This window comes from Hyunsoonleella aestuarii (genome assembly GCF_006148925.1).
In the GTDB taxonomy this organism is placed as follows: Bacteria; Bacteroidota; Bacteroidia; order Flavobacteriales; family Flavobacteriaceae; genus Algibacter_D; species Algibacter_D aestuarii.
Genome location: NZ_VAWB01000001.1, coordinates 1,730,927 through 1,755,034 on the forward strand (window position 1 = coordinate 1,730,927; position 24,108 = coordinate 1,755,034).

General features: G+C 32.6%; 21 protein-coding genes and 1 tRNA gene. 15 read left to right on the forward strand and 7 right to left on the reverse strand.

Annotated elements, in window-relative coordinates; all coding sequences use genetic code 11:
• The 10 genes from mraY to FEF17_RS07870 all read left to right on the forward strand — a co-directional run bounded on the left by mraY (nucleotide 1) and on the right by FEF17_RS07870 (nucleotide 10,963).
• Nucleotides 1-1,242: a phospho-N-acetylmuramoyl-pentapeptide-transferase gene (gene mraY, locus FEF17_RS07825; RefSeq protein ID WP_139001786.1), complete on the forward strand. Its 1,242-nt coding sequence runs from the start codon at nucleotides 1-3 to the stop codon at nucleotides 1,240-1,242.
• Complete coding sequence (gene murD, locus FEF17_RS07830) at nucleotides 1,243-2,574, forward strand: UDP-N-acetylmuramoyl-L-alanine--D-glutamate ligase (RefSeq protein ID WP_139001787.1); 1,332 nt, start codon at nucleotides 1,243-1,245, stop codon at nucleotides 2,572-2,574.
• Nucleotides 2,575-2,598: 24 nt separating this feature from the next.
• Nucleotides 2,599-3,792, forward strand: a complete 1,194-nt coding sequence (locus FEF17_RS07835; protein ID WP_139001788.1) for an FtsW/RodA/SpoVE family cell cycle protein — start codon at nucleotides 2,599-2,601, stop codon at nucleotides 3,790-3,792.
• Nucleotides 3,792-4,889, forward strand: a complete 1,098-nt coding sequence (gene murG, locus FEF17_RS07840) for an undecaprenyldiphospho-muramoylpentapeptide beta-N-acetylglucosaminyltransferase (protein WP_139001789.1) — start codon at nucleotides 3,792-3,794, stop codon at nucleotides 4,887-4,889. Before FEF17_RS07835 ends, murG begins: the two co-directional genes overlap by 1 nt.
• Entirely contained in the window at nucleotides 4,886-6,238 is a 1,353-nt protein-coding gene (gene murC, locus FEF17_RS07845) for a UDP-N-acetylmuramate--L-alanine ligase (RefSeq protein WP_139001790.1), read from the forward strand. Before murG ends, murC begins: the two co-directional genes overlap by 4 nt.
• A gap of 16 nt (nucleotides 6,239-6,254) precedes the next feature.
• Entirely contained in the window at nucleotides 6,255-6,947 is a 693-nt protein-coding gene (locus tag FEF17_RS07850) for a cell division protein FtsQ/DivIB (protein WP_344735782.1), read from the forward strand.
• Nucleotides 6,948-6,950: 3 nt separating this feature from the next.
• Nucleotides 6,951-8,252 carry a cell division protein FtsA gene (ftsA, locus tag FEF17_RS07855; RefSeq protein ID WP_139001792.1) on the forward strand — a complete coding sequence of 434 codons (1,302 nt, stop codon included), beginning with the start codon at nucleotides 6,951-6,953 and terminating at the stop codon, nucleotides 8,250-8,252.
• A 63-nt stretch (nucleotides 8,253-8,315) separates the two neighbouring features.
• Complete coding sequence (gene ftsZ, locus FEF17_RS07860) at nucleotides 8,316-10,274, forward strand: cell division protein FtsZ (RefSeq protein WP_139001793.1); 1,959 nt, start codon at nucleotides 8,316-8,318, stop codon at nucleotides 10,272-10,274.
• Between the two features lie 146 nt (nucleotides 10,275-10,420).
• Nucleotides 10,421-10,870, forward strand: coding sequence for a GatB/YqeY domain-containing protein (locus FEF17_RS07865; RefSeq protein ID WP_139001794.1), 450 nt, complete (start codon nucleotides 10,421-10,423; stop codon nucleotides 10,868-10,870).
• A gap of 19 nt (nucleotides 10,871-10,889) precedes the next feature.
• Nucleotides 10,890-10,963, forward strand: a tRNA-Arg gene (locus FEF17_RS07870).
• Nucleotides 10,964-11,000: 37 nt separating this feature from the next.
• Here FEF17_RS07870 and FEF17_RS07875 read toward each other — a convergent pair.
• Nucleotides 11,001-11,867, reverse strand: coding sequence for a sensor histidine kinase (locus FEF17_RS07875; RefSeq protein ID WP_170180979.1), 867 nt, complete (start codon nucleotides 11,865-11,867; stop codon nucleotides 11,001-11,003).
• 279 nt (nucleotides 11,868-12,146) lie between these two features.
• Nucleotides 12,147-12,920 carry a LytR/AlgR family response regulator transcription factor gene (locus FEF17_RS07880; protein ID WP_139001796.1) on the reverse strand — a complete coding sequence of 258 codons (774 nt, stop codon included), beginning with the start codon at nucleotides 12,918-12,920 and terminating at the stop codon, nucleotides 12,147-12,149.
• A gap of 457 nt (nucleotides 12,921-13,377) precedes the next feature.
• Here FEF17_RS07880 and FEF17_RS07885 point away from each other — a divergent pair, with 457 nt between their 5' ends.
• The 3 genes from FEF17_RS07885 to FEF17_RS07895 are packed head-to-tail and all read left to right on the forward strand — an operon-like array spanning nucleotide 13,378 to nucleotide 19,211.
• The gene (locus FEF17_RS07885; RefSeq protein ID WP_139001797.1) at nucleotides 13,378-16,587 is read left to right on the forward strand and encodes a SusC/RagA family TonB-linked outer membrane protein; all 3,210 of its coding nucleotides are present in this window, start codon (nucleotides 13,378-13,380) and stop codon (nucleotides 16,585-16,587) included.
• Nucleotides 16,588-16,598: 11 nt separating this feature from the next.
• Nucleotides 16,599-18,302 (forward strand): SusD/RagB family nutrient-binding outer membrane lipoprotein, encoded by a 1,704-nt coding sequence (locus FEF17_RS07890; protein ID WP_139001798.1) that lies wholly within the window; start codon nucleotides 16,599-16,601, stop codon nucleotides 18,300-18,302.
• A gap of 12 nt (nucleotides 18,303-18,314) precedes the next feature.
• Nucleotides 18,315-19,211 (forward strand): BT_2262 family domain-containing protein, encoded by an 897-nt coding sequence (locus FEF17_RS07895; protein WP_139001799.1) that lies wholly within the window; start codon nucleotides 18,315-18,317, stop codon nucleotides 19,209-19,211.
• A 417-nt stretch (nucleotides 19,212-19,628) separates the two neighbouring features.
• Here FEF17_RS07895 and FEF17_RS07900 read toward each other — a convergent pair whose 3' ends face one another.
• The 5 genes from FEF17_RS07900 to FEF17_RS07920 all read right to left on the reverse strand — a co-directional run bounded on the left by FEF17_RS07900 (nucleotide 19,629) and on the right by FEF17_RS07920 (nucleotide 22,244).
• Nucleotides 19,629-20,123, reverse strand: a complete 495-nt coding sequence (locus FEF17_RS07900; RefSeq protein ID WP_139001800.1) for a DUF1579 family protein — start codon at nucleotides 20,121-20,123, stop codon at nucleotides 19,629-19,631.
• Nucleotides 20,124-20,254: 131 nt separating this feature from the next.
• The gene (locus tag FEF17_RS07905) at nucleotides 20,255-20,653 is read right to left on the reverse strand and encodes a DUF1761 domain-containing protein (protein WP_139001801.1); all 399 of its coding nucleotides are present in this window, start codon (nucleotides 20,651-20,653) and stop codon (nucleotides 20,255-20,257) included.
• An 84-nt stretch (nucleotides 20,654-20,737) separates the two neighbouring features.
• Nucleotides 20,738-21,241 (reverse strand): hypothetical protein, encoded by a 504-nt coding sequence (locus FEF17_RS07910; RefSeq protein WP_139001802.1) that lies wholly within the window; start codon nucleotides 21,239-21,241, stop codon nucleotides 20,738-20,740.
• Nucleotides 21,242-21,286: 45 nt separating this feature from the next.
• Complete coding sequence (locus tag FEF17_RS07915; protein WP_170180980.1) at nucleotides 21,287-21,868, reverse strand: DinB family protein; 582 nt, start codon at nucleotides 21,866-21,868, stop codon at nucleotides 21,287-21,289.
• A 28-nt stretch (nucleotides 21,869-21,896) separates the two neighbouring features.
• Nucleotides 21,897-22,244: a nuclear transport factor 2 family protein gene (locus FEF17_RS07920; RefSeq protein WP_139001804.1), complete on the reverse strand. Its 348-nt coding sequence runs from the start codon at nucleotides 22,242-22,244 to the stop codon at nucleotides 21,897-21,899.
• A gap of 420 nt (nucleotides 22,245-22,664) precedes the next feature.
• On the opposite strand from FEF17_RS07920, the gene FEF17_RS07925 reads away from it, so the two are divergent.
• Both FEF17_RS07925 and FEF17_RS07930 read left to right on the forward strand, forming a co-directional pair.
• A complete protein-coding gene (locus FEF17_RS07925; RefSeq protein WP_246046829.1) occupies nucleotides 22,665-23,516 on the forward strand; it encodes a zinc-dependent peptidase in 852 nt (283 codons plus the stop codon).
• A gap of 83 nt (nucleotides 23,517-23,599) precedes the next feature.
• Nucleotides 23,600-24,019, forward strand: coding sequence for a CBS domain-containing protein (locus FEF17_RS07930; protein ID WP_139001805.1), 420 nt, complete (start codon nucleotides 23,600-23,602; stop codon nucleotides 24,017-24,019).
• Nucleotides 24,020-24,108: the final 89 nt, after the last annotated feature.

Here is a 24,108-nt window from a genome sequence, read left to right on the forward strand (position 1 = left end):
ATGCTGTATTACCTATTTGAATATTTAGAAAAAGAATTTCAATTTCCTGGGGCTTCACTTTTTGGCTTTATCACCTTTAGGGCTGCAGCGGCAATTATTTTTTCCTTGCTTATTTCTACCATTTTTGGTAAGCGAATAATACGATTTCTTCAGAAAAAGCAAATGGGTGAGACCATTAGAGACTTAGGTTTGGCAGGACAAGCAGAGAAAGCAGGAACACCAACAATGGGTGGCATTATAATAATTCTTGCTACGCTATTGCCAGTGTTATTATTAGCAAGATTAGACAATATATATATCATTTTGTTGATTGTTACTACAATCTGGATGGGAATTATAGGATTTTTAGATGATTATATTAAAAAGTTCAAAAATGATAAAGAGGGCTTAAAAGGGCGATTCAAAGTGTTAGGTCAGGTTGGATTAGGTCTCATAATTGGGGCGACATTATATTTTCATGACGATGTTACCATCAAAGAAAAATTATCAATAGAGCAGCAGCAAGAGTTAATTTTAAAGGATGCCAATATAGCGCCGTCAAAACTTTTTAAGGAAGAGGCTAAATCAACAAAAACAACCATTCCATTTGTAAAGGGTAATGAATTTGATTACGCTAAACTAATCACTTGGATAAATCCTAGTTTAGAAAAATATGCGTTTGTAATTTTTATTTTGGTTTCTATTTTTATCGTAACAGCTGTTTCAAATGGAGCCAATTTAACCGATGGAATTGATGGTCTTGCAGCAGGAACCTCTGCTATAATAGTCCTTACTCTTGGCATATTTGCATGGGTTTCTGGTAACATAATTTTCTCTGATTACCTCAATATCATGTACATCCCAAGAGTGGAAGAAATTACCATTTATATAGCCGCTTTTGTAGGGGCCTTAATTGGGTTTCTGTGGTATAATACATTCCCTGCCCAGGTTTTTATGGGTGATACAGGAAGTTTAACTATTGGTGGAATTATTGCAGTAATAGCAATTGCTGTTCGTAAGGAATGGTTAATACCAGTGCTATGTGGAATTTTTTTAGCGGAAAATTTATCCGTGATGATGCAGGTGAGTTGGTTTAAATATACCAAGAAAAAATATGGAGAAGGAAGGCGCATTTTTAAAATGTCTCCGTTACATCATCACTATCAAAAATCAGGATATCATGAAAGTAAAATAGTTACAAGATTTTGGATTATAGGAATACTGTTAGCCATAATTTCTATTGTAACTCTGAAGATTAGATAGATGAAAAGGTTAGTGGTTCTAGGTGGTGGAGAAAGCGGTGTGGGAACTGCTCTTTTAGGAAAGGAAAAAGGCTATCATGTATTTGTTTCCGATAAGGGAAAAATAAAAGAAAAATATAAAGAAGTTCTTATACATAATGAGATTGAGTGGGAGGAAGAAACGCATACAGAAGCAAAAATTCTGAATGCTAATATTATAATGAAAAGTCCTGGGATACCTAGTAAGATAGGTTTAGTACAGAGATTAGTAGCTGCCAATATTCCCGTGATTTCCGAAATAGAATTTGCTTCTAAGTTCACAGATGCAACTATAGTGGGAATCACCGGGAGTAACGGTAAAACAACCACAGCTACATTAACGCATCATCTTTTAAAAGGTGATTTAAATGTTGGTTTAGCAGGTAATATTGGTGATAGTTTCGCAAAGCAAGTATTGGAAAGAGGATATAAAAATTATGTGCTTGAGATAAGTAGTTTTCAGTTGGATGATTGCTATAGTTTTAAACCACATATTGCCATAATAACCAATATTACTCCAGATCATTTAGATAGATATGATTACAAGTTTGATAACTATATCTCATCGAAATTTAGAATAGCAATGAATCAAACAAAAGATGATTATTTGATTTATGATGGAGATGATGAAGTAATAGTTAATCATTTGAATAATAATCCAGTTCAATCGACCCTACTTCCATTTTCACTTGAAAAAACAATTGAAAATGGAGCGTATTTAGACAAAGAAAATATAAAAATAACGATAGATAACGATCAAATAATTATGCCAACAACAACATTATCTCTTGAGGGAAAACACAATATTAAAAACGCAATGGCTGCCTCAACCGTTGCTCATTTATTAAGGATTAGAAAGCAGACTATTAGGGAGAGCTTAGAAAATTTTCAAGGTGTTGAACATCGACTAGAAGAGGTTTTAAAAATTAATAAAGTTCAATATATCAATGATTCTAAAGCAACAAATGTAAATGCTACCTATTATGCCTTAGAAAGTATGGATGCGCCTACGGTATGGATAGTCGGTGGTGAGGATAAAGGAAACGATTATCAAGAGCTTTTTCAGTTTGTAAACGAAAAAGTTAAGGCTATTATTTGCTTAGGTGTGGACAACGAAAAGCTTTTAAAAACTTTTGGTGGCATGGTAGATATTATTATCGAAACACAATTTATGAGCGAAGCGGTAAAAATAGCTTATAAAGTAGCAGAGGCCGGGGATAACGTATTGTTATCGCCTGCATGTGCAAGTTTTGATTTGTTTCAAAATTACGAAGATAGAGGGCGTCAATTTAAAAATGCCGTTAGAAATTTATAAACATTTAGAAAGAAGCTTTAATAAGTGCAGCAGTTATTTAATAACATAAAAGGAGATCGATTAATTTGGGCAATAGTTGCCCTTTTAGCGATTCTATCTTTTTTGCCTGTATATAGTGCTGCCAGTAATTTAGCTTATAAAGGAGGTAACGGAAATACATTTACCTTTTTTGTGAAGCATTTTATGCATCTGTTTCTTGGATTTGCTATTATGTATGGTGTTCATAAGATTCCTTATAGATATTTCAAGGGGTTGTCATTAATAATGATTCCAATTGTTTTGGTGCTTTTGGGAATTACCATGTTGCAAGGAACTGTGGTTGAAGGTGCAAGCGCGAGTCGATGGATTCAGATTCCAATTGTTGGTATGTCTTTTCAAACATCAACATTCGCATCGGTCGTTCTAATGGTTTATGTAGCAAGATACATGTCTAAAATAAAGGATAGAGAAATTTCTTTTAAGGCTTCGATTTTACCGCTTTGGGTTCCAGTATTTTTGATATTAGCTTTGATTCTACCATCAAATTTTTCAACTGCAGCCATTATATTTTTAATGGTGATTATATTAGTTTTTTTAGGAGGTTATCCGGTTCGATATTTAGGAATTATTTTCGGGTTAGGAGTTATAGCCCTTGTGATGTTTGTTATGGCCGCTAAATTAACTTCAGGACCATTAAATGTTAAGGTTACCACTTGGGAAAATCGAATTAAAAATTATTCCAATGGAGAAGATACTGAAGCCGATTATCAAATAGAAAAAGCTAAAATAGCCATTGCCTCTGGCGGTATAAAAGGCGTTGGTCCAGGAAAGAGTATTCAAAAGAACTTTTTGCCACAGTCCTCATCAGATTTCATTTTTGCAATAATTATAGAAGAATATGGTTTGATAGGAGGTTTTTTAATAATGATTTTATACATGTGGTTTTTATTTAGAATCGTAATAGTTGCACAAAAGGCCGATACAGTGTTTGGAAAGCTTTTAGTTTTAGGAGTTGGCTTGCCTATTGTTTTTCAGGCTTTAATTAATATGGCGGTTGCTGTAGAGTTGTTCCCAGTAACTGGTCAAACTTTACCATTAATTAGTAGTGGAGGAACTTCTATATGGATGACGTGTTTAGCTATTGGTGTTATATTGAGTGTAAGTTCAAGAAGAGAAGAAGTAAAAGAGCAAGAAAGTAGGGAAGAAAATCCTTTAGAGATATTATCAGAAACAATTTGATGAACAAGTATAAAATCATATTATCTGGAGGTGGCACAGGAGGGCATATTTACCCGGCTATTGCTATTGCCAACGAGCTAAAGTCTCGTTTCCCTGAAGCCGACTTTCTGTTTGTGGGAGCAAAGGACAGAATGGAAATGGAAAAAGTGCCTCAAGCGGGTTATGACATAAAAGGGTTATGGATTTCTGGGATACAACGTAAGTTGACTTTGAAAAATCTGATGTTTCCTTTTAAATTACTTAGTAGTTTGTGGCGAGCTCGAAAAATAGTAAAAGCATTTAAGCCTAATGTGGTAATTGGTACTGGTGGGTTCGCAAGTGGTCCATTGTTGCATGTTGCAGCTTCTTCAGGAATTCCATGTTTAATACAAGAACAAAACTCTTATCCTGGAATTACCAATAAATTGTTAGCCAAAAAAGTTAAAAAAATATGTGTTGCTTATAATGGTTTAGAACGTTTCTTTCCCGAGGATAAAATAATAAAAACAGGTAATCCAGTAAGGCAAGATTTATTAGATATAGATGAGAAAACAGTTGAAGCCAAAAACTTTTTCAATTTAAAGCACGGTAAGTATACGCTTTTGGTTTTAGGGGGAAGTTTAGGTGCTAGAAGAATTAATGAATTAATTGAAAACGAGTTAGATTTTTTTGACACGCAGAATGTTCAAATTATCTGGCAATGTGGTAAGTTATATTTTCAGCAATATAAGATATATAATAACACTAAGAACGTTCAAGTTTATCAGTTCTTAAATAACATGGATTTTGCTTATGCTGCGGCTGATATTGTGATATCCAGAGCAGGAGCAAGTTCAGTGTCCGAGTTGTGTATTGTTGGTAAGCCAGTTATGTTTATTCCTTCGCCTAATGTCGCGGAGGATCATCAAACAAAAAACGCTATGACAATTGTAGAAAGTGACGCGGCAATAATTATAAAGGAGGCTGATTTAGAAGTGGATTTCAAGAATAAATTTTCTCAGTTAATTGCTTCTCCCGTAAAGCAAAAAGAATTGGGTCAAAACATAAAGAAACTGGCATTAGTGAATGCTACCAAGGAGATAGCAGATGAAGTTGAAAACCTTTTAGTTAATAGATGAACTTAAAAAATGTAAATAATATTTATTTTATCGGTATAGGTGGTATTGGTATGAGTGCTTTAGCTAGATATTTTAAGGCTCATAAAAAAAATGTCGTTGGATATGATAAGACTCCGACCGATATTACTAATGGTCTTGTAGATTTTGGTATTAATGTGCACTATGAAGATACAACAGAAAATATTCCTATTGAATTTTTGAAACCTGTAAGCACATTAGTTATTTACACCCCAGCGGTCCCTAAGTCTCATAGTGAGTTAACATATTTTAGAAATAATGGATACGAGGTTTTAAAACGTTCTAAAGTACTTGGTTTGATTACGGAAAACTCATTTTGTTTAGCTATAGCAGGTACGCACGGAAAAACAACTACAACAAGTATTCTTGGGCATTTAATGTATGAATGTGAGATTGAACTAACTGCATTTTTAGGCGGAATTAGTGAAAACTATAATTCTAATTTGATTTTAAATGGAAACAAGGTTACTGTAGTTGAAGCAGATGAATTCGATCGTTCGTTTTTGGCTTTGTCGCCAGATATGGCTTGTATAACCTCAATGGATGCAGATCATTTAGATATTTATGGAGAAGAAGAATCACTAAAAAAATCATTTGTTGAGTTTTCAAAGCGACTAAAATCAAAAGGGAAATTATTCGTTAAAAATGGGTTGCCATTAGAAGGCATCACTTATGGCATTGAAGATGATTCTGATTATACCATTCAAAATATAAGAATAGAAAACGGAACATATGTTTTTGATGTTAAAACGCCAAAAACAGTTCTAGAAAAGTTGGAATTTAACCTACCTGGTAGACATAATTTGTCGAATGCATTAATAGCCTTGGCGATGGCTGTAGAATATGGTTGCCCTCACCGGCAGCTCGCCAATGCTTTAGCATCTTATAAAGGTGTCAAGCGTCGTTTTACCTATCATATTAAAACAGAAAAGTTAGTCTTTATAGACGATTATGCACATCATCCAGAAGAAATTAGTGCTGTGCATCAAGCGGTAAGAGAAATGTATCCAACCAAAAAAGTACTAGCTATTTTTCAGCCACATTTGTTTAGTAGAACACGAGATTTTATTGATGATTTTGCGCTTAGCTTATCCAAGTTTGATGAAATATTGCTGTTGGATATTTATCCAGCACGAGAGCTGCCAATTGAAGGAGTTACCTCTTCTTGGTTGTTGGATAAAATAAATAACGAGAAAAAGCGCCTTGTCTCGAAACAAGAATTAATCGATAGAATTCATGAAAGTACAGCTCAGGTTATTTTAACTATTGGAGCTGGAGACATTGGGGAAGAAGTAAAACATATTAAAAAAGAATTGAGCCTTGCGAGTTAATTGGAACTTTTTAAAAATGATTTGTCTACTAGGGCTAGTAGTGTTTCTTTTTGCTTTTGCAACATCACGAAATGCTGAAAGAATAGTTTCTCAGCCTGAGATAAAATTCTTAGGTGAGAATAATCTTTTTATAACTAATGAGACTGTTAGTAAATTGTTAATACAAAATCAAAGGGACGTTAAAAATGTGCTTAAAGAAACTTTAGATTTGAATCAATTAGAAGAAGCCCTAACTTCTAATCCGATGATTAAGTCGGCGGAAGTGTATGTTTCTGTAAATGGAGGGCTTAATGCCGAGATAGAGCAAAAAACACCTTTAGCAAGAGTAAGTACAAATTCGTCTTATTATATTGATGACGAAGGTTCGTTTATGCCATTGTCAAGCAATTATTCGGCTAGAGTTCCATTGGTTACCGGACATGTTGAAAAGAACAATTTAAAAAACCTGTTTGAGATTGCAAGTAAAATAAAAAATGATGATTTTTTAAGAAAGAATGTTATTGGAATTCATCAAGATCAAAATAAAGCTTTAAATCTCAAATTAAGGAACTGTAATTTCATTGTCCAGCTAGGAAAAATAGAAAGTTTGGATAAAAAAATTAATAACCTAAAAGTTTTTTATAAAAAGAACCTAAAAGAGAATACACTTAATAATTATAGTAAAGTTAATTTACAATTTGACAATCAAGTCGTGTGTACCAAAAGATAAAAAATGGAACATAATTTAGCAGTAGGGTTAGACATAGGAACCACAAAAATTGTGGCCATGATTGGTCGTAAAAATGAATACGATAAAGTTGAGATTTTGGGTATTGGTAAATCTAAAAGTCTTGGTGTGCACCGAGGTGTCGTAAATAATATAACACAAACCATCCAATCAATTCAGCAGGCTGTTCAAGAGGCAGAGGTTTCTGCAGATATGAAAATTGAAGATGTTACTGTGGGTATTGCAGGACAGCATATTAGAAGTTTACAACATAGCGATTATATAACCAGACCAAATTCTGAAACTGTAATTGATGAAGATGACATTGATAGGTTAATTAATCAAGTGCATAAATTGGTTATGTTGCCTGGTGAGGAAATTATTCATGTCTTACCACAAGAATATAAAGTAGATGGGCAAGCAGAAATAAAGGAACCTATAGGGATGTATGGGGGAAGATTGGAAGCGAACTTCCATGTTGTTGTTGGTCAAGTATCATCCATTCGAAATATTGGACGCTGTGTGCAAAGTGCAGGTTTAGATTTAGAAGGAATTACTTTGGAACCCTTAGCATCTGCTAATGCAGTTTTAAGTCAAGAAGAAAAGGAGGCTGGAGTTGCATTGATTGACATAGGAGGTGGAACCACAGATTTAGCCATATTTAGAGATGGTATTATTCGTCATACAGCGGTAATTCCTTTTGGAGGAAATGTGATTACTGAAGACATAAAAGAGGGTTGTTCTATTATTGAAAAACAAGCAGAATTATTAAAAATCAAATTTGGTTCTGCATGGCCTGGAGAAAATAAGGATAACGAAATTGTTTCTATTCCAGGGCTTAGAGGAAGAGAACCAAAAGAAATAACGTTAAAGAATTTATCTAAAATAATACATGCACGTGTTGTAGAAATTGTTGAGCAAGTTTATGTTGAGATAAAAAATTACGGACACGAGGAGCAAAAAAAGAAGCTCATTGCAGGTATTGTGCTTACAGGAGGTGGAAGTCAACTAAAACATTTAAAGCAATTAGTTGAATATATAACAGGCATGGATACTAGAATAGGTTATCCAAATGAGCACTTAGCCGGAGATAGTGATGAAGATGTAACAAGTCCGCTATATGCAACGGCAGTTGGTCTAGTATTAGATGGGCTGAAACGTTTAGATAGAAAAAGTATTGAAGAAAAAGAAGTTGAGATACATGAGAACTCGGAAAGCGAGGTTAATGAAGCTCCAGTAAAAGAAAGACGATCGTTTTTAGATAAATTAACAGAACGCGTTAAAGATTTTTTAGATAACGCCGAATAGACATATAATTAATCCATAGAATAAAAGTAAAATTTAAGTATTAAAACCAGCAAACTAGAATTTATGAGCAGCAAAAAAGAATTCGAAAGCATCGCATTTGATTTACCCAAAAATCAATCAAATGTCATTAAAGTTATTGGTGTTGGAGGCGGTGGTAGCAATGCCATTAATCACATGTTCCAACAAGGCATTAAAGGGGTAGATTTCTATATCTGCAATACCGATGCACAAGCCCTTCAAAATAGTGGTGTGCCTAACAAAATTCAATTAGGTCTTAATTTAACCGAAGGACTTGGTGCAGGCGCTAACCCAGAAATTGGTGAACAATCAGCCGTTGAGAGTTTCGAGGAAATTTCACGCATGTTAGATTCCAATACTAAAATGGTATTTATAACTGCGGGAATGGGCGGTGGCACTGGGACTGGTGCAGCTCCTATAATTGCTAAAATGGCAAAAGATCTGAATATCTTAACCGTTGGTATTGTAACGATGCCATTCCAGTTTGAAGGTAAAATGCGTTTAGAGCAATCTCAAAAAGGGATTGAAAAACTAAGAGATGTTGTTGACTCTTTAATAGTAATTAATAATAATAAACTTCGTGAGGTTTATGGAAACCTTGGTTTTAAAGCTGGTTTTTCTAAAGCAGATGAAGTGCTATCTACCGCTGCTCGTGGTATAGCTGAAGTTATTACTCATCATTACACACAAAATATCGATTTACGTGATGCTAAAACGGTATTAAGTAATAGTGGAACAGCAATAATGGGATCGTCTTTGGCATCTGGTCAAAATCGAGCTCAAGATGCTATTAGAAAGGCCTTAGATTCTCCTTTACTAAATGATAATAAAATTACTGGAGCAAAGAATGTGTTACTGCTTATTGTTTCTGGATCTCAAGAAATTACAATTGATGAAATTGGCGAAATAAATGATCACATCCAAAATGAAGCAGGTCATGGAGCAAATATTATTATGGGTGTTGGTGAGGACGAATCTCTTGAGGAATCTATTGCTGTAACCATTATTGCTACTGGTTTTAATGTTGAGCAACAAGACGAAATTTCTAATACCGAAACTAAAAAAGTGGTACATTCTCTTGAAGAAGAACAAGATTTATCTGCTAACGATCGTGATCCTGTAATTATTACACCTATTATAGAGTTAGAGAAAAAGGAAGAACCACCAATTGTACGTCACACTTTGGAGTTAGAAGACGAAGAGCAGTCAATTCAATTTGAAAAAAAGGAAGAAGTAGAACCTAAGAAATTTACGATTTCAAACGATACCGATATAAATTTAATTCCAACATCAGAATTATTGAAAGATATGGATGTGGTTTATGAAGAAGTTTCATTAGGTATTCAAGAGGAGGAAGATTTTATTATTAAACCGGTTACAGTAGTTTCAGAAAAGGAAGAAGTTATAGTTGAAGAAGAACAGCAGATTACTTTAACATTCGATTTACCATTATCCTCTGCAAAGGAAGAAGAATCCATACAAGAGCAGGAACCAATAATGAGTGATAATATTAAGAAGATTCCTGTTAAGGATTATATCGAACTCATCACTGTTACCGAGGCCAATGAGGATGGTGAAGTGCGCTATGCTTTAGATGATTACATAGAATTGGAGTCTGCTATGAATACTAAAAAAGTAAGTAAGACCGAGGTTATAGAAGAAATAGAAGAGGAAATTGTTTTTGAAAAGAAGGTAATTGAAGAAGTGTCAGAAGAGGATATTCCAGTTGATGAGATTGATCCTATGAATACGCCAATATCTCAAATGCTAAAAGAGCGAGCAGAAGAGCGCAGACGTAAAATGAAAGACTTCAATTATAAATTTAATAACGCTAAGATAGACGACATTGAAAAAGTGCCGGCATATAAAAGACAAGGTGTGAATTTAGATGAAGTAAAACATTCGTCAGAAACAGATATGTCTAGAACGAGTATTGGATTAGATGATAATGACGATATTCAGTTAAGAAGTAACAATTCATTTTTGCACGACAATGTAGATTAGTTAAAAACACATTACTAGCCTAACTTAGTTATGAACCCGAAAAGTTTCCCTCAGCGTTTCGGGTTTTTTATTGCTTCAAAATTTGTTAAGCTCTAAAGAAGAGAATCTATTTTTCTTAGTATCTTCGCAGTCTAATAATTTATCCTATGAGTTTACAACAAGAAGTTATGACTGCTTTAAAGGGAGCAATGAAGGCTAAAGATCAAACAGCACTTACAGCTTTAAGAGCGGTTAAATCTGCAATTTTATTAGCACAAACTGAAAGTGGAGCAAAGGAAGAATTAACTGAAGAACAAGAGCTTAAAATACTCCAAAAACAAGTAAAGCAGCGTAAGGATAGTGCGGCAGTTTATTTAGAACAAGGAAGAGAAGATTTGGCAGCTCCAGAACTTGCTGAAGCAGAAATTATTAATCAATTTTTACCAGAAGCGTTAACCGAAGAAGAAATTGAAAAGGTGGTTGTAATGACTATAGATAGGGTTGGAGCAGAAGGTATGAAAGATATGGGTAAGGTAATGGGTATTGTAAGTAAAGAATTGGCAGGACAAGCAGATGGAAAAACCATTTCAAATATTGTAAAAGCAAAATTGTCTTAATTTAGCATAGTAAAATAATGGCTGCGTAGTTCAATTGGATAGAATATCAGATTTCGGCTCTGAGGGTTGGGGGTTCGAATCCCTTCGCGGTCACGAATGAAAAAACCAAACTTAATTAAGTTTGGTTTTTTTAAATTGGAATAACAATTTTTGTAACGACTTCATGAGATGTTGAGGAATTATGGATACCAAAATTAAAATTACCTATACCATAAATAGTTTCTAACCTATCCAGAATATTTTTTAATCCACTTCCTTTTTTTAACAGAGTATTAAAATCATTAACAAGAGGTTTACCATTATTTGATACTATAATTGTTAACATATTATTGAAGGTTTTGCGAATAACAATTTTTATTAATAATGTTTTGTGTTTATATGAAAACCCATGTTTTATAGAATTTTCAATTAAGGATTGAATTATAAGGTTAGGTACTAAAATCTCATCAAGGTTGTCTTCAACATCTTTTTCAATTGATAAATCTTCCGAAAACCTAGTAAGAATTAAACTGGTATATTTTTCATGTATATAAAGCTCTTTTTTAAGAGGTATTAAATTGTCTCTTTTGCTATCAATAATTTCCCTTAGCAAATCACTTAAATTAGATATGTTTTTTTGCGCTTTATCTGGATCAATTTCTATAAGGGCCGAAATTCCGTTTAAGGTATTAAAGATAAAATGAGGGTCTAGTTGAGATTTAAGCAAAGACATTTTAGTTTCAACCAATTGAGATTTTAAACTAGATTCTTGTTCTTTAAATTCTCCCATATTTTTAAAATAGCTATAAGAATATATTACCCCGAGCATGGCAAAATAGACTAAAAAGTTATCATCGGATACAGAAACAATCCTAACTAATAGTTCCAAAAAAAAAGTTGAGTTTTCTGGAATTGCGGGTAATAAATCTAATATGTAAAAAATAAAACAAGAAATAAGCATTATTGTTACACCCATAAGCAATGAGAACAAAATATGTATGGTTACTAGTGGAATCAATTTTAAGTTTGCAACCCAAGGGAGTTGTATTATTTTTATTATTAAATACATAAAAGCTAAAACAACAAGCCAGTCTATAATATGAAGAAAGAGAAACGATAAGTTTAAATCCAAACTTGGGTCTTTTATGTGGTTTATTTTGAATATTGAAAACCTGGTAATAATGGATATTAGTTCATAAATTGTATAAAAAGCAAGGAGAATTGAAAAAAGAGATTTGTCAATTTTAATTGAAGCAAAATTATTTTTTTTATTTTTCAAGAAATGATTTAGCATATATTATAGGCCTAATTTTTTGTTAATGGCTTTTCTGTAAGACTTACTAACTCTAAATAACTTGCCATCCGTCATTTTAACATCAAGTTCGTAGTAGCTGGAATGTATAACCTCTAAAACGTAGGAAATATTTATTATAACCGAACGATGAATTCTTATAAATTTATCGGCGTTTAATTGCTTTATAAGATTGTTTAAAGAATCTCTTACTGTAATTGTCTTGTTTAGTGTTTGTATTTCTGGATAACTACCAGATGCCAAGATGTATTTTATATCTGATTGTTCTATGAAATTAATCTTATTGCCTACCCTTATAGGGAATTTTTCCATAAAAACGTTACTCTTTTGGTTAGAATTCTGACCAATAAATTTTAATAATTCATTTACTTTTTCAAAATATTGATGTTCAATGTTATTTTGTAGGTTTTCGATTGCTTTTTGAACAGATTGCAGGAAACGTTCATTTTCAAATGGCTTGAGCAAATAATCAAAAGCAAAGAAATCGAATGCTTTTAAAGCAAACTCATCATATGCAGTGACGAATATTATTAGAGGTCTTCTGTGTTTGTCAATTTTAGCTAGTACATCAAAACCATTCATATCTTTCATTTCTATATCTAAAAATATAAGATCAGGATTTAATGAATTTATTTTGTTAATAGCATCTTCCCCATTGGCACACTCACCAATTACATCTATATTATCAATATTCTTAATTAAGTTAAGAATACGTTTTCTTGCCAATAATTCGTCATCTATTATGATGGATTTAAACATGATTTGCTGTGATTAATTAGAGTGTACGAATACAAAAATATTGATTTATTTTTCACTTATTTTTTTGATTAATTTCATTTAAAACAATAAAAGTATTTTTTAAAACAATAAATGTATTATTTAAAACATTTAAAACACACTTCATGTTTTATTGAACTAATAAATCATATAAAAATTTCAAGCGTTACATGCTGATACGTTATTACATTCAGAAAACAATAGATATCTCTTAAAACAATATCATAGTAGTTCAGAAAAAACAACCCATTAGCATATGTTATTCGTCATAATTTAGCTTAAATAACATAAGCAAAAGGGTTATTCTGGTTGTGAAAATACCTTATAGAGTTCCATTAAACTTTGTATTCTATCATTTTGATTTTTTTTGAATTAGTCTTCCTTAAAATCACAGATAACCCTATGCTTTTTGTTAACTAACTCAATTAACTAATTTAATATGAAACGTATGAGAATTAAAAATTACTTAATCTTCTTTTTACTAATGTTTAGTACTGCTTCGATATTAGCGCAAGAAAAAACAATTTCGGGAACGGTTTCGGACAATTTAGGATTAGCTCTTCCAGGAGCTACCGTGCTAATTAAAGGAACTTCTTCTGGTGTTTCAACAGATTTTGATGGTAAATATTCAATTCAAGCAAATCTGGGAGATGTGCTTGTGTTTAGCTTTGTTGGTTATGCTGAACAAGAAATTTTAGTAAATACATTAAACACAATAAATGTTTCTTTACAAGAGGATACACAAGCTCTTGAAGAAGTAGTTGTGACTGCCTTCGGTATTAAAAGAAATCCAAAAAATTTAGGATATGCAGTTAGCAAAGTAACATCTCAAGAAATAACTGAAAATTCCGAACCAGATTTAATCCGCTCATTATCTGGGAAAGTTGCTGGGGTTAATGTTAATTTTTCTACTGGTGTTGCAGGTGCGGCAAACCTTATTAATATTAGAGGACAAACTACTTTAGGAGGCTCAACACAACCATTAATAATCGTCGATGGTATAGCCTACGATAATACCCAGGCGGGTGATAATACTAATTTAAACTTCTCAAACCAAACTCTGGGTGGTGGTAGTTATGAAACTGGATTGTCTAGTTTGGATCCAAATGATATAGCTTCTGTAAATGTTCTCAAGAGCGTCGCGGCTTCAGCTTTGTATGGGTCTAGAGCTGCAAATGGAGTTATTGTTATAACTACAAAATCGGGCTCACCAAATGCTGGGGGGAATAAAAAACTTAGCGTAAATGTAAATTCTGGTGCATATTTTGAGACTATTGCAAATTTACCAGATTATCAAAACACTTATGGAAATGGAACACAGTTTGACTATCAGAATGCCAATGGTTCATGGGGGCCACGTTTTGATTCTAGAGAAACTATTCCAACATGGCCTAATCTATTAAATGCCTTTCCGGACCAATTCGGACCTACTGTACCTTATGTAGCTCAGCCAAATAACGTAAAGAATTTGTTTAAAACAGGAGTGGTTTTAGAGAATTCTGTAAATCTTGCCTACGGTGGCGAAGATGGAAGCTTTAGCATGACTGTTTCAGATTTGGCTCAAGAAGGTTATATCCCTTTTAACTCTTATGATAGAACATCTATTTCAGCTGGGGGTAATTTTAAACTGAAAAATGGAATAACATTTGGAGGATCTCTTAGCTTTTCAAATACAGATCAAGTGGGAGGTTTCTACGGTGAAAACCAATTTGGTGGCTCATCTTCTTCTTTTGCGAGAGCATTATGGTTGGGTAGAACCTGGGATACTAGTTTACCTTATGAAGATGCAAATGGTGCTTCGGTTACTCCAAATGACGGATGGGATCATCCTTTGTGGTCTTGGGAACATGATCAAATTGTAACTCAAACTAATAGAACAGTAGGGAATATAAACATAAGTTTCCCAATAAATGATAACATTTCAACGTCATTGCGGGTTGGAATGAATAAATATATTCTGGAAAGAAGACAGATTAGGGATGCTCAATCTAGAGCATCATTAGCTGATGGCGGGTCAGTAGTTAAAATTGATTTTACCAATGAAGATATTGAATCTACTTTCTTAGTGAATTTTGACTATAAATTAAATGATGATATCGGGTTTACGGGAATTTTAGGTTCAAATATTCTGCAAAACACGGCTGTGAATTTTGCTTTGACAGGTAGTACGTTTATATCTCCAGGGGTTAGATCAATAAGAAATACGGTAACCCAGGCTATTAATTTTGACAGAAGTTCGAGGCAAAGAACCTTTGGCGCATTTGCGGAGGTTGGATTCTCCTATAAAGACTTTTTGTTTTTAAATGGAACTGCCAGAAACGACTGGAATTCTACATTACCAAAAGATAATCGTTCTTATTTTTATCCTTCTTTAAGTTCATCGTTAATAATGACGGATGCTTTTAATATAGATAGTGATGTTTTAACATTTGCTAAATTAAGAGCTAGTTATGCTGAAGCAGGTAGAGCTGCTCCTAGCGAATTCTTAAATACAACTTTTGCAACAGGAAATCCTATAAACAATGTGCCAATTGTAGGTAATAGCATTGCACTTGGTGATCAAGAAATTGAACCAGAATTTACAAAAGAATTTGAAATAGGAACAGATTTAGAATTTTTTAACAGACGCGTAGTGGTTGATTTTAGTTGGTACAAAAAAACTACAACTAACTTAATATCAGCTGTAACTGTACCATCTTCTAGCGGGTTTACGTCCTTTAATACTAATATTGGAGAGATGCAAAATACTGGAGTTGAAGTGGGATTAACATTGGTGCCAATTCAAAATGAAAATTTAAGATGGAGTTTATTTACAACTTTTACGAGAAATGTTAATGAAGTAACTGAACTGGTAGAAGGATTGGATAGAATTCAGTTTGAAAGTAATGGTAATCAAGTGCCACATGCTATTCCAGGACAACCTTTTGGGGTCTTTTATGGGCAAAAATGGGGTAGAGATGCTAATGGTAACTTTCTTATAGATCCTGCTACTGGCTATATTTGGAACTCTGCAGATAATGAAGCATTAGGAACTACTGCGAATGGCATTATTGGTGATCCAAATCCCGATTTTAGAATGAGTTTTATTAATAATATTACTTATAAAAATTTCACGCTTAGTGCTCAAATAGATTGGAGAGAAGGGGGTGATATACAATCTACAAGTATTCAAGCGCTTTTAGGGAGAGGTGTAACAAAAGATACTGAAGACAGAGAAAGAACAGTAATCATTCCAGGGTTCTATAGTGATTCACAAGGAAATCTTAAACTTGATTCTAGTGGTAATCCAATACCAAATACGACACAATTAGATATTAACGATTTATATTTTAATGGAGGCGGAGCTACCAGTACGTTTGGACAAAATGCTGTTGCTGAGGCAAGTGTGTATGACGGAACAGTATATAGACTTAGAGAGCTTAGTTTAACTTATAATGTGCCTTCTAAATGGCTTGAGAAAACGCCATTTGGAAAAATGTCGTTTAGTGCTATGGGTAATAATTTATGGTATTTCGCTCCAAACGTTCCAAAATACACAAATTTTGATCCAGAAGTGACTTCACATGGTACATCAAGATTGCAAGGTGTCGAAATTGCTTCTCCACCAACTTCCACGAGATATGGATTTAAGATTAACCTAACATTTTAATAAAACTAAATATGAAAAATTTAATATATAATAAATGCCTAAAGTATTATTTGTTAATATTTGCCACTGCCTTTACAGTATCTGGATGCGATACCTTTTTGGATGTTGATACAGATGTTGATAATCCAACTACGGTGGCTCTAAATTTGATTTTGCCTAGTATTCAAGCAACGATAGGTGAAATTGGATCTGCAAATTTTAATTCGGCTGAGATACTTTCTGTATATGTACATCAATTAGTTTCTAGGAGTGAACAAGATCAATATGGAGCGCAGGCAGACAATGTAAGCATACGAAATGAATGGGATGATATTTATCTCGTTTTAACAGATATAGAAACACTTATTAAACAAGCTACAGAAAGTAATGATAAGGTTTATTTAGGAGTGGCACAGGCTTTAAAGGCCTATCTAGGGTCTGTAGCTGTCGATTTGTGGGGTGATATTCCTTTTTCTGAGGCTACTCAATTAGAGAGTGGTATAGTTGGGCCTAAATTTGATGATCAGCAGGAAGTGTACAAGGCAGTTTTTGAGCTGCTTGATATGGCTAAAGTAAATATTAGCAGCGGAGAAGGAAATGTTTTTCCAGGGTCAGATGATTTTTTCTATGGAGGAGATACAGATAAGTGGGTTAAGTTTATAAACACTTTAAAATTAAAATTGTATAACCAAATTAGACTATCATCAATGTTTAATGCCTCTGATTTAAATGCTTTAGCAAGCGAAGGTAATTTCTTAGCTTCTTCTGAAGATGATTTTCAATGGACGAATTATTCTAATATAACGCCAACAGATGAACGTAACGAATTGTTTAAGGCGTCTTACGTTCAAGCTCAGGTAGATCACTACATTAGTCCTTGGTTCTATGAAGTTTTAAAAGGAATGAATCCTAACATTCATACTGGAAATCCAGATCCAAGAATTCCTTACTACTGGGTTAATCAGTTGCCACCTGGCACTTTTCCAAGGGATCAAGGAGATACGGTAAGTGGTGATCCCAATGCCGACTATTGGGATGAGTCTACAGGCTTCTTAACTATTCGCTTTGGCAGTATAAGTACAGATCGAGATGGGGCGGTTCAAAATGATGCAACATTCCCTGGAATATATCCCTCCGGAGGAAGATTTGATGACGGGTTAGGCTTTTCAAGAAGCGCTACGACTAATGGTACCGGTGTTGCCCCTAAGAGAATATTAACTTATTATGAGTTTTTGTTTATCCAAGCAGAATTAATACATGTAGGTTTAATGACAGGTGATACTAGTGCAAAACTTGAAGAGGCTATGCAGGCAGCGTTTCAGAAAGTTGATGAGGTTGTATTGGCTAGTGGAACTTCGCAAACAGTTCCAAAGTTAGAAGGTGCAAGTGCCGTAATGGATTATATCACTAATGTATTATCTGAATTTGACGCTGCCAATGCCGATAAAAAATTGGAAATAATAATGACGCAAAAATGGATAGCCTCATTTGGTGATCCAATGGATATTTATACAGATTATCGCAGAACGGGATATCCTGTATTAGCGAACCCTAATGGACCTTCACCGGAATATCAACTAGATAATGGAGATGACTGGCCTCTGGATGATAGTCTTACGACTCTAGGTAATAGCTTTCAGACATCGTTTTTCTGGTCTTCAGATGAGATTAATAACAATAGTAATTCACCTTCACAGAAAGACCCAACTGTGTATAAAATATTTTGGGACAATTAAAAAATAAGTATTATGAAAAAAATAAAATTTCTAGTTATAATGGTAGCCGTTACAATGATTTGTTTTTCTTGTGACGATGATGGTGGAACTTCTTTTCGATTTTTAGAAGAAGGGATAGTTCCTAATATTCAAAAAGATGCGAGTAAAGATGCTTTTTTTGATTTGATAAAAATTTCTAGTGGAGAAAATATTAGTGTAGCTTTTAGTGTCGAAGTGGCTCAAGGCGATCCAATAGCCTCAGATATTGTAGGATTTTACAAAACCGCATCAGGTTTAATATATAAAGCTACTTTATTTCAAAATGCTACATTGCCAGGAGATTTTACATTATCAGCAAATGATGTTGTTTCCGCTTTTACAGAATTAGCTAGTATTGATGATCTACAACTAGCAGATGTTCTTACTATTTCGGCGTCATTCACAAGATCAGATGGAACGGTTTTGGATTTATTGAATGATGATACTACAGATAATTTTAGTGCCAATACTAAGAACTCTGCACTTTTTAATACAGTTATCAGTTATCCTGTTTCATGTCCCTCAGACATTTCTGGAGAATATACAGTGGTTAGTAGCGGTTTTTCAACAGATGGAGCTCCAAAAAATAATCCGTTAGTAAATTTGTCGTATGATGTTATACTTACGGACAACGGCGGTGGAAACTATGATATTTCTGACGGTGTTGCTGGTGTATATCAGGATTGGTATTGTGCACCATATGGATATTGTTTTGAGACTGCTGGTAACTTTACAGATGTTTGTGGAACTTTAACTGGTTCTTGGATTGAATCTTTTGGGTGTACTATAAATTTAACAGGTACTGTGAATGAAGACGGAACATTAACTATTCAATGGTCGAATTGTTTTGGTGATACTATTGAAGAGGCTATTTATACCCCAAAAAGTTAATATCAAAACGAAAATATACTATTACGATAAAAAACTATCCTTTACTGAAGGATAGTTTTTTGTGTGTATTAGAGATATACTAGTTTTAAAAAAAACAACAAGCTTTTGAAGCAATCAGTTAGCTTTATTAGATGTTTTTTGCTAGATATATTATAGTTTCTAACATTCAATATCTTTAAATAAGTTTGAAGGTTTAGAGCTATTAAGAATTTTTATATTTTGTGAAAGTACTAGTGACAGATTATTGTATTGACTATTTATAGAATGTTATTATTAAAATAGTGCTCTTATTTTAATGGTCGCAAAATGAAGTTGGGGGGGAAACAAAAATATCAATAACAAAAGAAGATTGTTAAAATTGTGAGCTCACATTTTTATGGTAAATATATTGTGGTTCAAATAGTAAACGTAATGAGATTATTTTTTTCTATTATAATTAATTCGCCATCTTAAAGACCACGTAAGACCATCATCTTGTGAAATTTCCCAATCCCATATTAGAGAATCCTTAGTAATATTTTTAAATACCATTCTTTTTACTATTCTTTTTCCGTTTTTCTCCTCTGTTTTGGTTATGAAAACTTTATCCCCATTTTCTTCTATGGTTCCATAAAAATTAAAATAACCGCCTCCATTGTCTGCCCAAGCTTGACGCCATATTTTTTTTCTTGCATTGTAAACAGAAAGACTTATTCCTTTGAAATTATTTTGTAAATCTACAAAGCTTTCTTGTATTACTTTTCCATCTAGTATTTTTATAACGTTATTAGTACCTTTCATTGTTTGACCTTGGGCATTGGTCCAAGTAAGATCCCATTCTCCAATCCAAAAATCGTACGAATTCTTATCCAAATCTTGAGCAATACATGAGGTAATTGTTAGAAATATTGTAATTTTAAGAATAGATTTCATGCTTAAACGTTTTCGTCTTTTTCTTTAGGACGATAAAAATGAGTTAACAATATCTTGGCTAGTATATTCTGGTTTAATTTTTATTTTGTAGTAAATGAAGGGCTTCTTTATAAATAAGTTTCTCTAAAATTTTAACGCCAGCCTCCTAAAATGGCTCCAATTAAAGTAAAATAGGTAGTTATAAAAAGGCAATGAATTAAAATATACTTCCATGACCGGAGTTCAAATAATGCAATTATCGAAAAAATCATAGAAGCTAATGTAAGTCCTGACATGAAACCCGCAAACATACCTTCTTGCCAATTTGATTTGCCACCAGCTAAGAAAGATGCCATGCCAAAAGAAATTATTAAAGCAAAAATAAAAGCAAAACTATAGGTTTTTATAGGATTTACTATGTAATCATTAGCTTTTATATTTATTTCCGACAGCCATGATTTTTGAAAAAGCAGTGGAGAATACCACAAGCCACCAAGGACTAGGTTTAATATTGCACATGTTAGGATTGCTAAAAAGTTTAGATTTTCCATAAGTAAAAGATTTTAATTTAATTTTTTTTAGATTTTATTTGTTTAAGATTTCTTATAATAGTTAAAGAAAAGTATTAGTGTAATTTATTTTTCACTATCTCTAAACTTAGTTTCCAAATATTTTTGTGTCCACTTTCCGTCACTTCTAGAGCCAACAATAAATTTGTAAGTTTTATCGTCAATTTTAATCCAAGCATCTGTAACAATGGCATTTCCATATTTATAGGTATAGAAAATATCATCTTTAAGTATTTCTACGCTACCAGTTGTTAGTTCTCCGAAAATATCAAACTCCCAAAATTTTATTTTTTTGGATGTTTTGTCATATTGCCTTATGCCGTGATTTCGCAATCCGTATTTTGTTTGATTTATATCTGTATAGCCATTAGAATTAACTAATACAATGGTGCTATCTAATGAAAATTGAAAAGTTATTTCTTGTTTAAATTTTGAGCCATTCGCCCAATTGCCTTCGGCATACCAGACTTTACCAACTAACGCCTCAAACTTTTTTAAATGATTTTCTTGCCCTTTTGAAATTAATGAGCTTAGAGAAAAAAGAAGTAATAATAATTTTATTTTCAGCATTGACAGCATTTATATAATAAATTTTAGGTTAAACTTTATTGTAAACTAGTTATTTGCCTTTTCTTCTTCTAAAATTTCTTGAATCTGCATGGTATGCCTGTGCATATGAGCTCCAATAATAACAGCGTGCTGTATGGCATCGGCTTCACCGTATATATAGGGTGCAAAGACATGCCTTAAATCAACTTTTGTTGAAGATAAAAAGACTATCAGATCTTTTCTTAAGGTTTTAATTTCATTTAAAAAGAACTCTTTTGATTTATCTTTAAATTCAGGTTTGGGTCTAAAAGGAGCAGGTGTATTTACTTTATTAGTTCTATCTGTTATTTTAGCAATAACCAGCCAATCGTTGGAACTTAGATTTTTGTCTAAGTCTATTTTGCCACTATTAATTATTTCTTTCAACTTTTCGTTAAGAGTTTTCTCAACAATGGCTAAATGTTCTAAGCAATTTAAAATAGTCCATCCATTATCTTTTGGTTTGTAAGAAAGACTTGCTGTCTTAAGTTCACCAAGGTTACTTTCGAGTAACTGAATTGATTCTGTAAGAATATCGAGGGCAATTTTTTTATTATCGTTACTTTGTTGTCCTAATAATTGAGTTATTGGACAACTGATGAGTAGCATGAGTATTATTTTTTTCATAGGATTGGAACTATTGATTAGGAATTACAGTTATGTTTTTTATTTTATTATTACGGTCAAAACTAATAATGTCAATAGCATCAATGGTTTTTGATGTGTCTTTTTCGGTATTTGGAGTTGTATATGAAAAATCAACTAGGACTTTATTAGAGTTTGGCGAGGTATAAAAATTTCTTGTTTCAAATTTTAATGTGCTAATCATCACTGCTGTTTGTTTAAAGAATTCTCTCGCTTTTATTGGCTTTTCAATACCATATTGAACCATACAATCTTCAGTTAAATATGAGTGTACTTCATTTATGTTGCCGTTATGAAATGCAATAAAATATTTTTTGGCTAAAACTTTTTTAGGATTCATGATATTCAGTTTTCTAAGCTTCGGAAAATAATGATATAAATAGTAACAAAGTAATAGTTCTAGTTTCGCATATGTTATACTAATTAATTGTCTAAAGAGATTGAATTAATTTGGCTTTTTTCAATTTCAAATCTCGTTTCTAACAAATTTGGCATAAATATTTTAGTAAAAAAGGTTAACGGAATGTTGGTAATAATTATAATGCTTTATAAAAATAGTCTAAATAAGGCTATAAGGGTTTTTTAAAGTATTGAGTGATAATAAAGTTGTTTTGAATGTATATAAATATGGTTTAAACATCTTTTACGAATTTTATTTTGAATTAATCACTTTGTCAAAATTTCATTCTTTTTGCAGATTTAATTATTAATTGAGACTATATTAATGTAATTTCGGATTAGGATAATTCTTTATTAATTGGTGTTATTAGTAATTGTTATAGAAAAGTATAGTTTAGGAAGTAAAATAATACTCGGTATTTTCTTTGCTATTTTGGCTTATATGTTTTTCCATTTTGCGGTCAAAATGATCGAGATGGGCTATGTTTTAAAAAGAAAAAAACCGTTTTATGTACACTTCTATTATTTCCTAAGGAAGCTTAACGATAAACAAAAAAACATACTTAGAAGTAGTTTTCCTTTTTACAATAAACTAAACGATAAGCATAAATCTTATTTCGAACATCGGGTGGCGTCTTTTATAAAGGACAAAGACTTTCTAGGCAGGGGTGGTACTGTTATTACAGAAGAAATGAAAATTCTAGTTTCTGCTACAGCTGTCATGCTAACATTTGGTTTTAGGGACTTTTATATAGGTTTAATATCTAAAATTGTAATTTATCCTAATAGATTTTACTCTAAGTCTAACGACTCATATCATAAAGGCGAGTTTAATCCAAAGTTAAAGGCATTAGTCCTTTCTTGGGAAGACTTTAAAAAAGGGTTTAATGTGAATGATGACAATTTAAACCTTGGAATACATGAATTCACTCATGCTATTCATATTAATAGTATTAAAGAGCGCGATATTAGTTCTACTATATTTAGCGACACATTCAAGGAGTTATCTGCTTTATTAAATGCGAATGATGGCTTAAGAAACAAAATAATAACTTCAAAATATTTTCGAGACTACGCTTATACCAATCAGTTTGAATTTTTAGCAGTCGCTATTGAAAACTTTATTGAAACTCCAAATACTTTTAAAAAAGATTTCCCCGCTGTTTATTCTAAAGTAAAGCAAATGCTTAATTTTAATTTTGCCGGATACTAATTTTTCTTCAATGACATTTGTCATGCTTTATAAGTATTTAGTTTAATAAATTTAGTGGTAACTAAACTTATAAAACGAAAGACATGATACGAAAAGCACCAATTTCAATGATAATGACAGAGTCTGTTATAACGTTGAATAAAGAAGATAACTTAGAAACTGCGGAAAAACTTTTTCAAAAACATCACATTAGGCATATTCCAATTGTAAGTGGCAATGTTGTGGTTGGAATGCTAAGCTATACAGATTTATTACGACTTAATTTCGCGCAATTAAATGACGAGGTAAACAATGATGCTGATGTTTTTATTCATGATATGTTTACAATTGAACAGGTTATGCTTCAAAAGATTATTTCGGTTTCCTCTTCCAATTCTATTAAAGAAGTTGCCGAAATATTTGCAACAAAAGAGTTTCATGCGTTACCAGTGGTAGATAATAATAAGTTAGTTGGAATTGTCACTACAACCGATATTATTAAGTATTTATTGAATCAATTTTAAATATTTCAATATTCGATTTGACGGTTATAATTAATTAAGCGCTGATTTTTATCATTTTTTTCCACTTGTTTAGTAGTTAGTTTTACTAA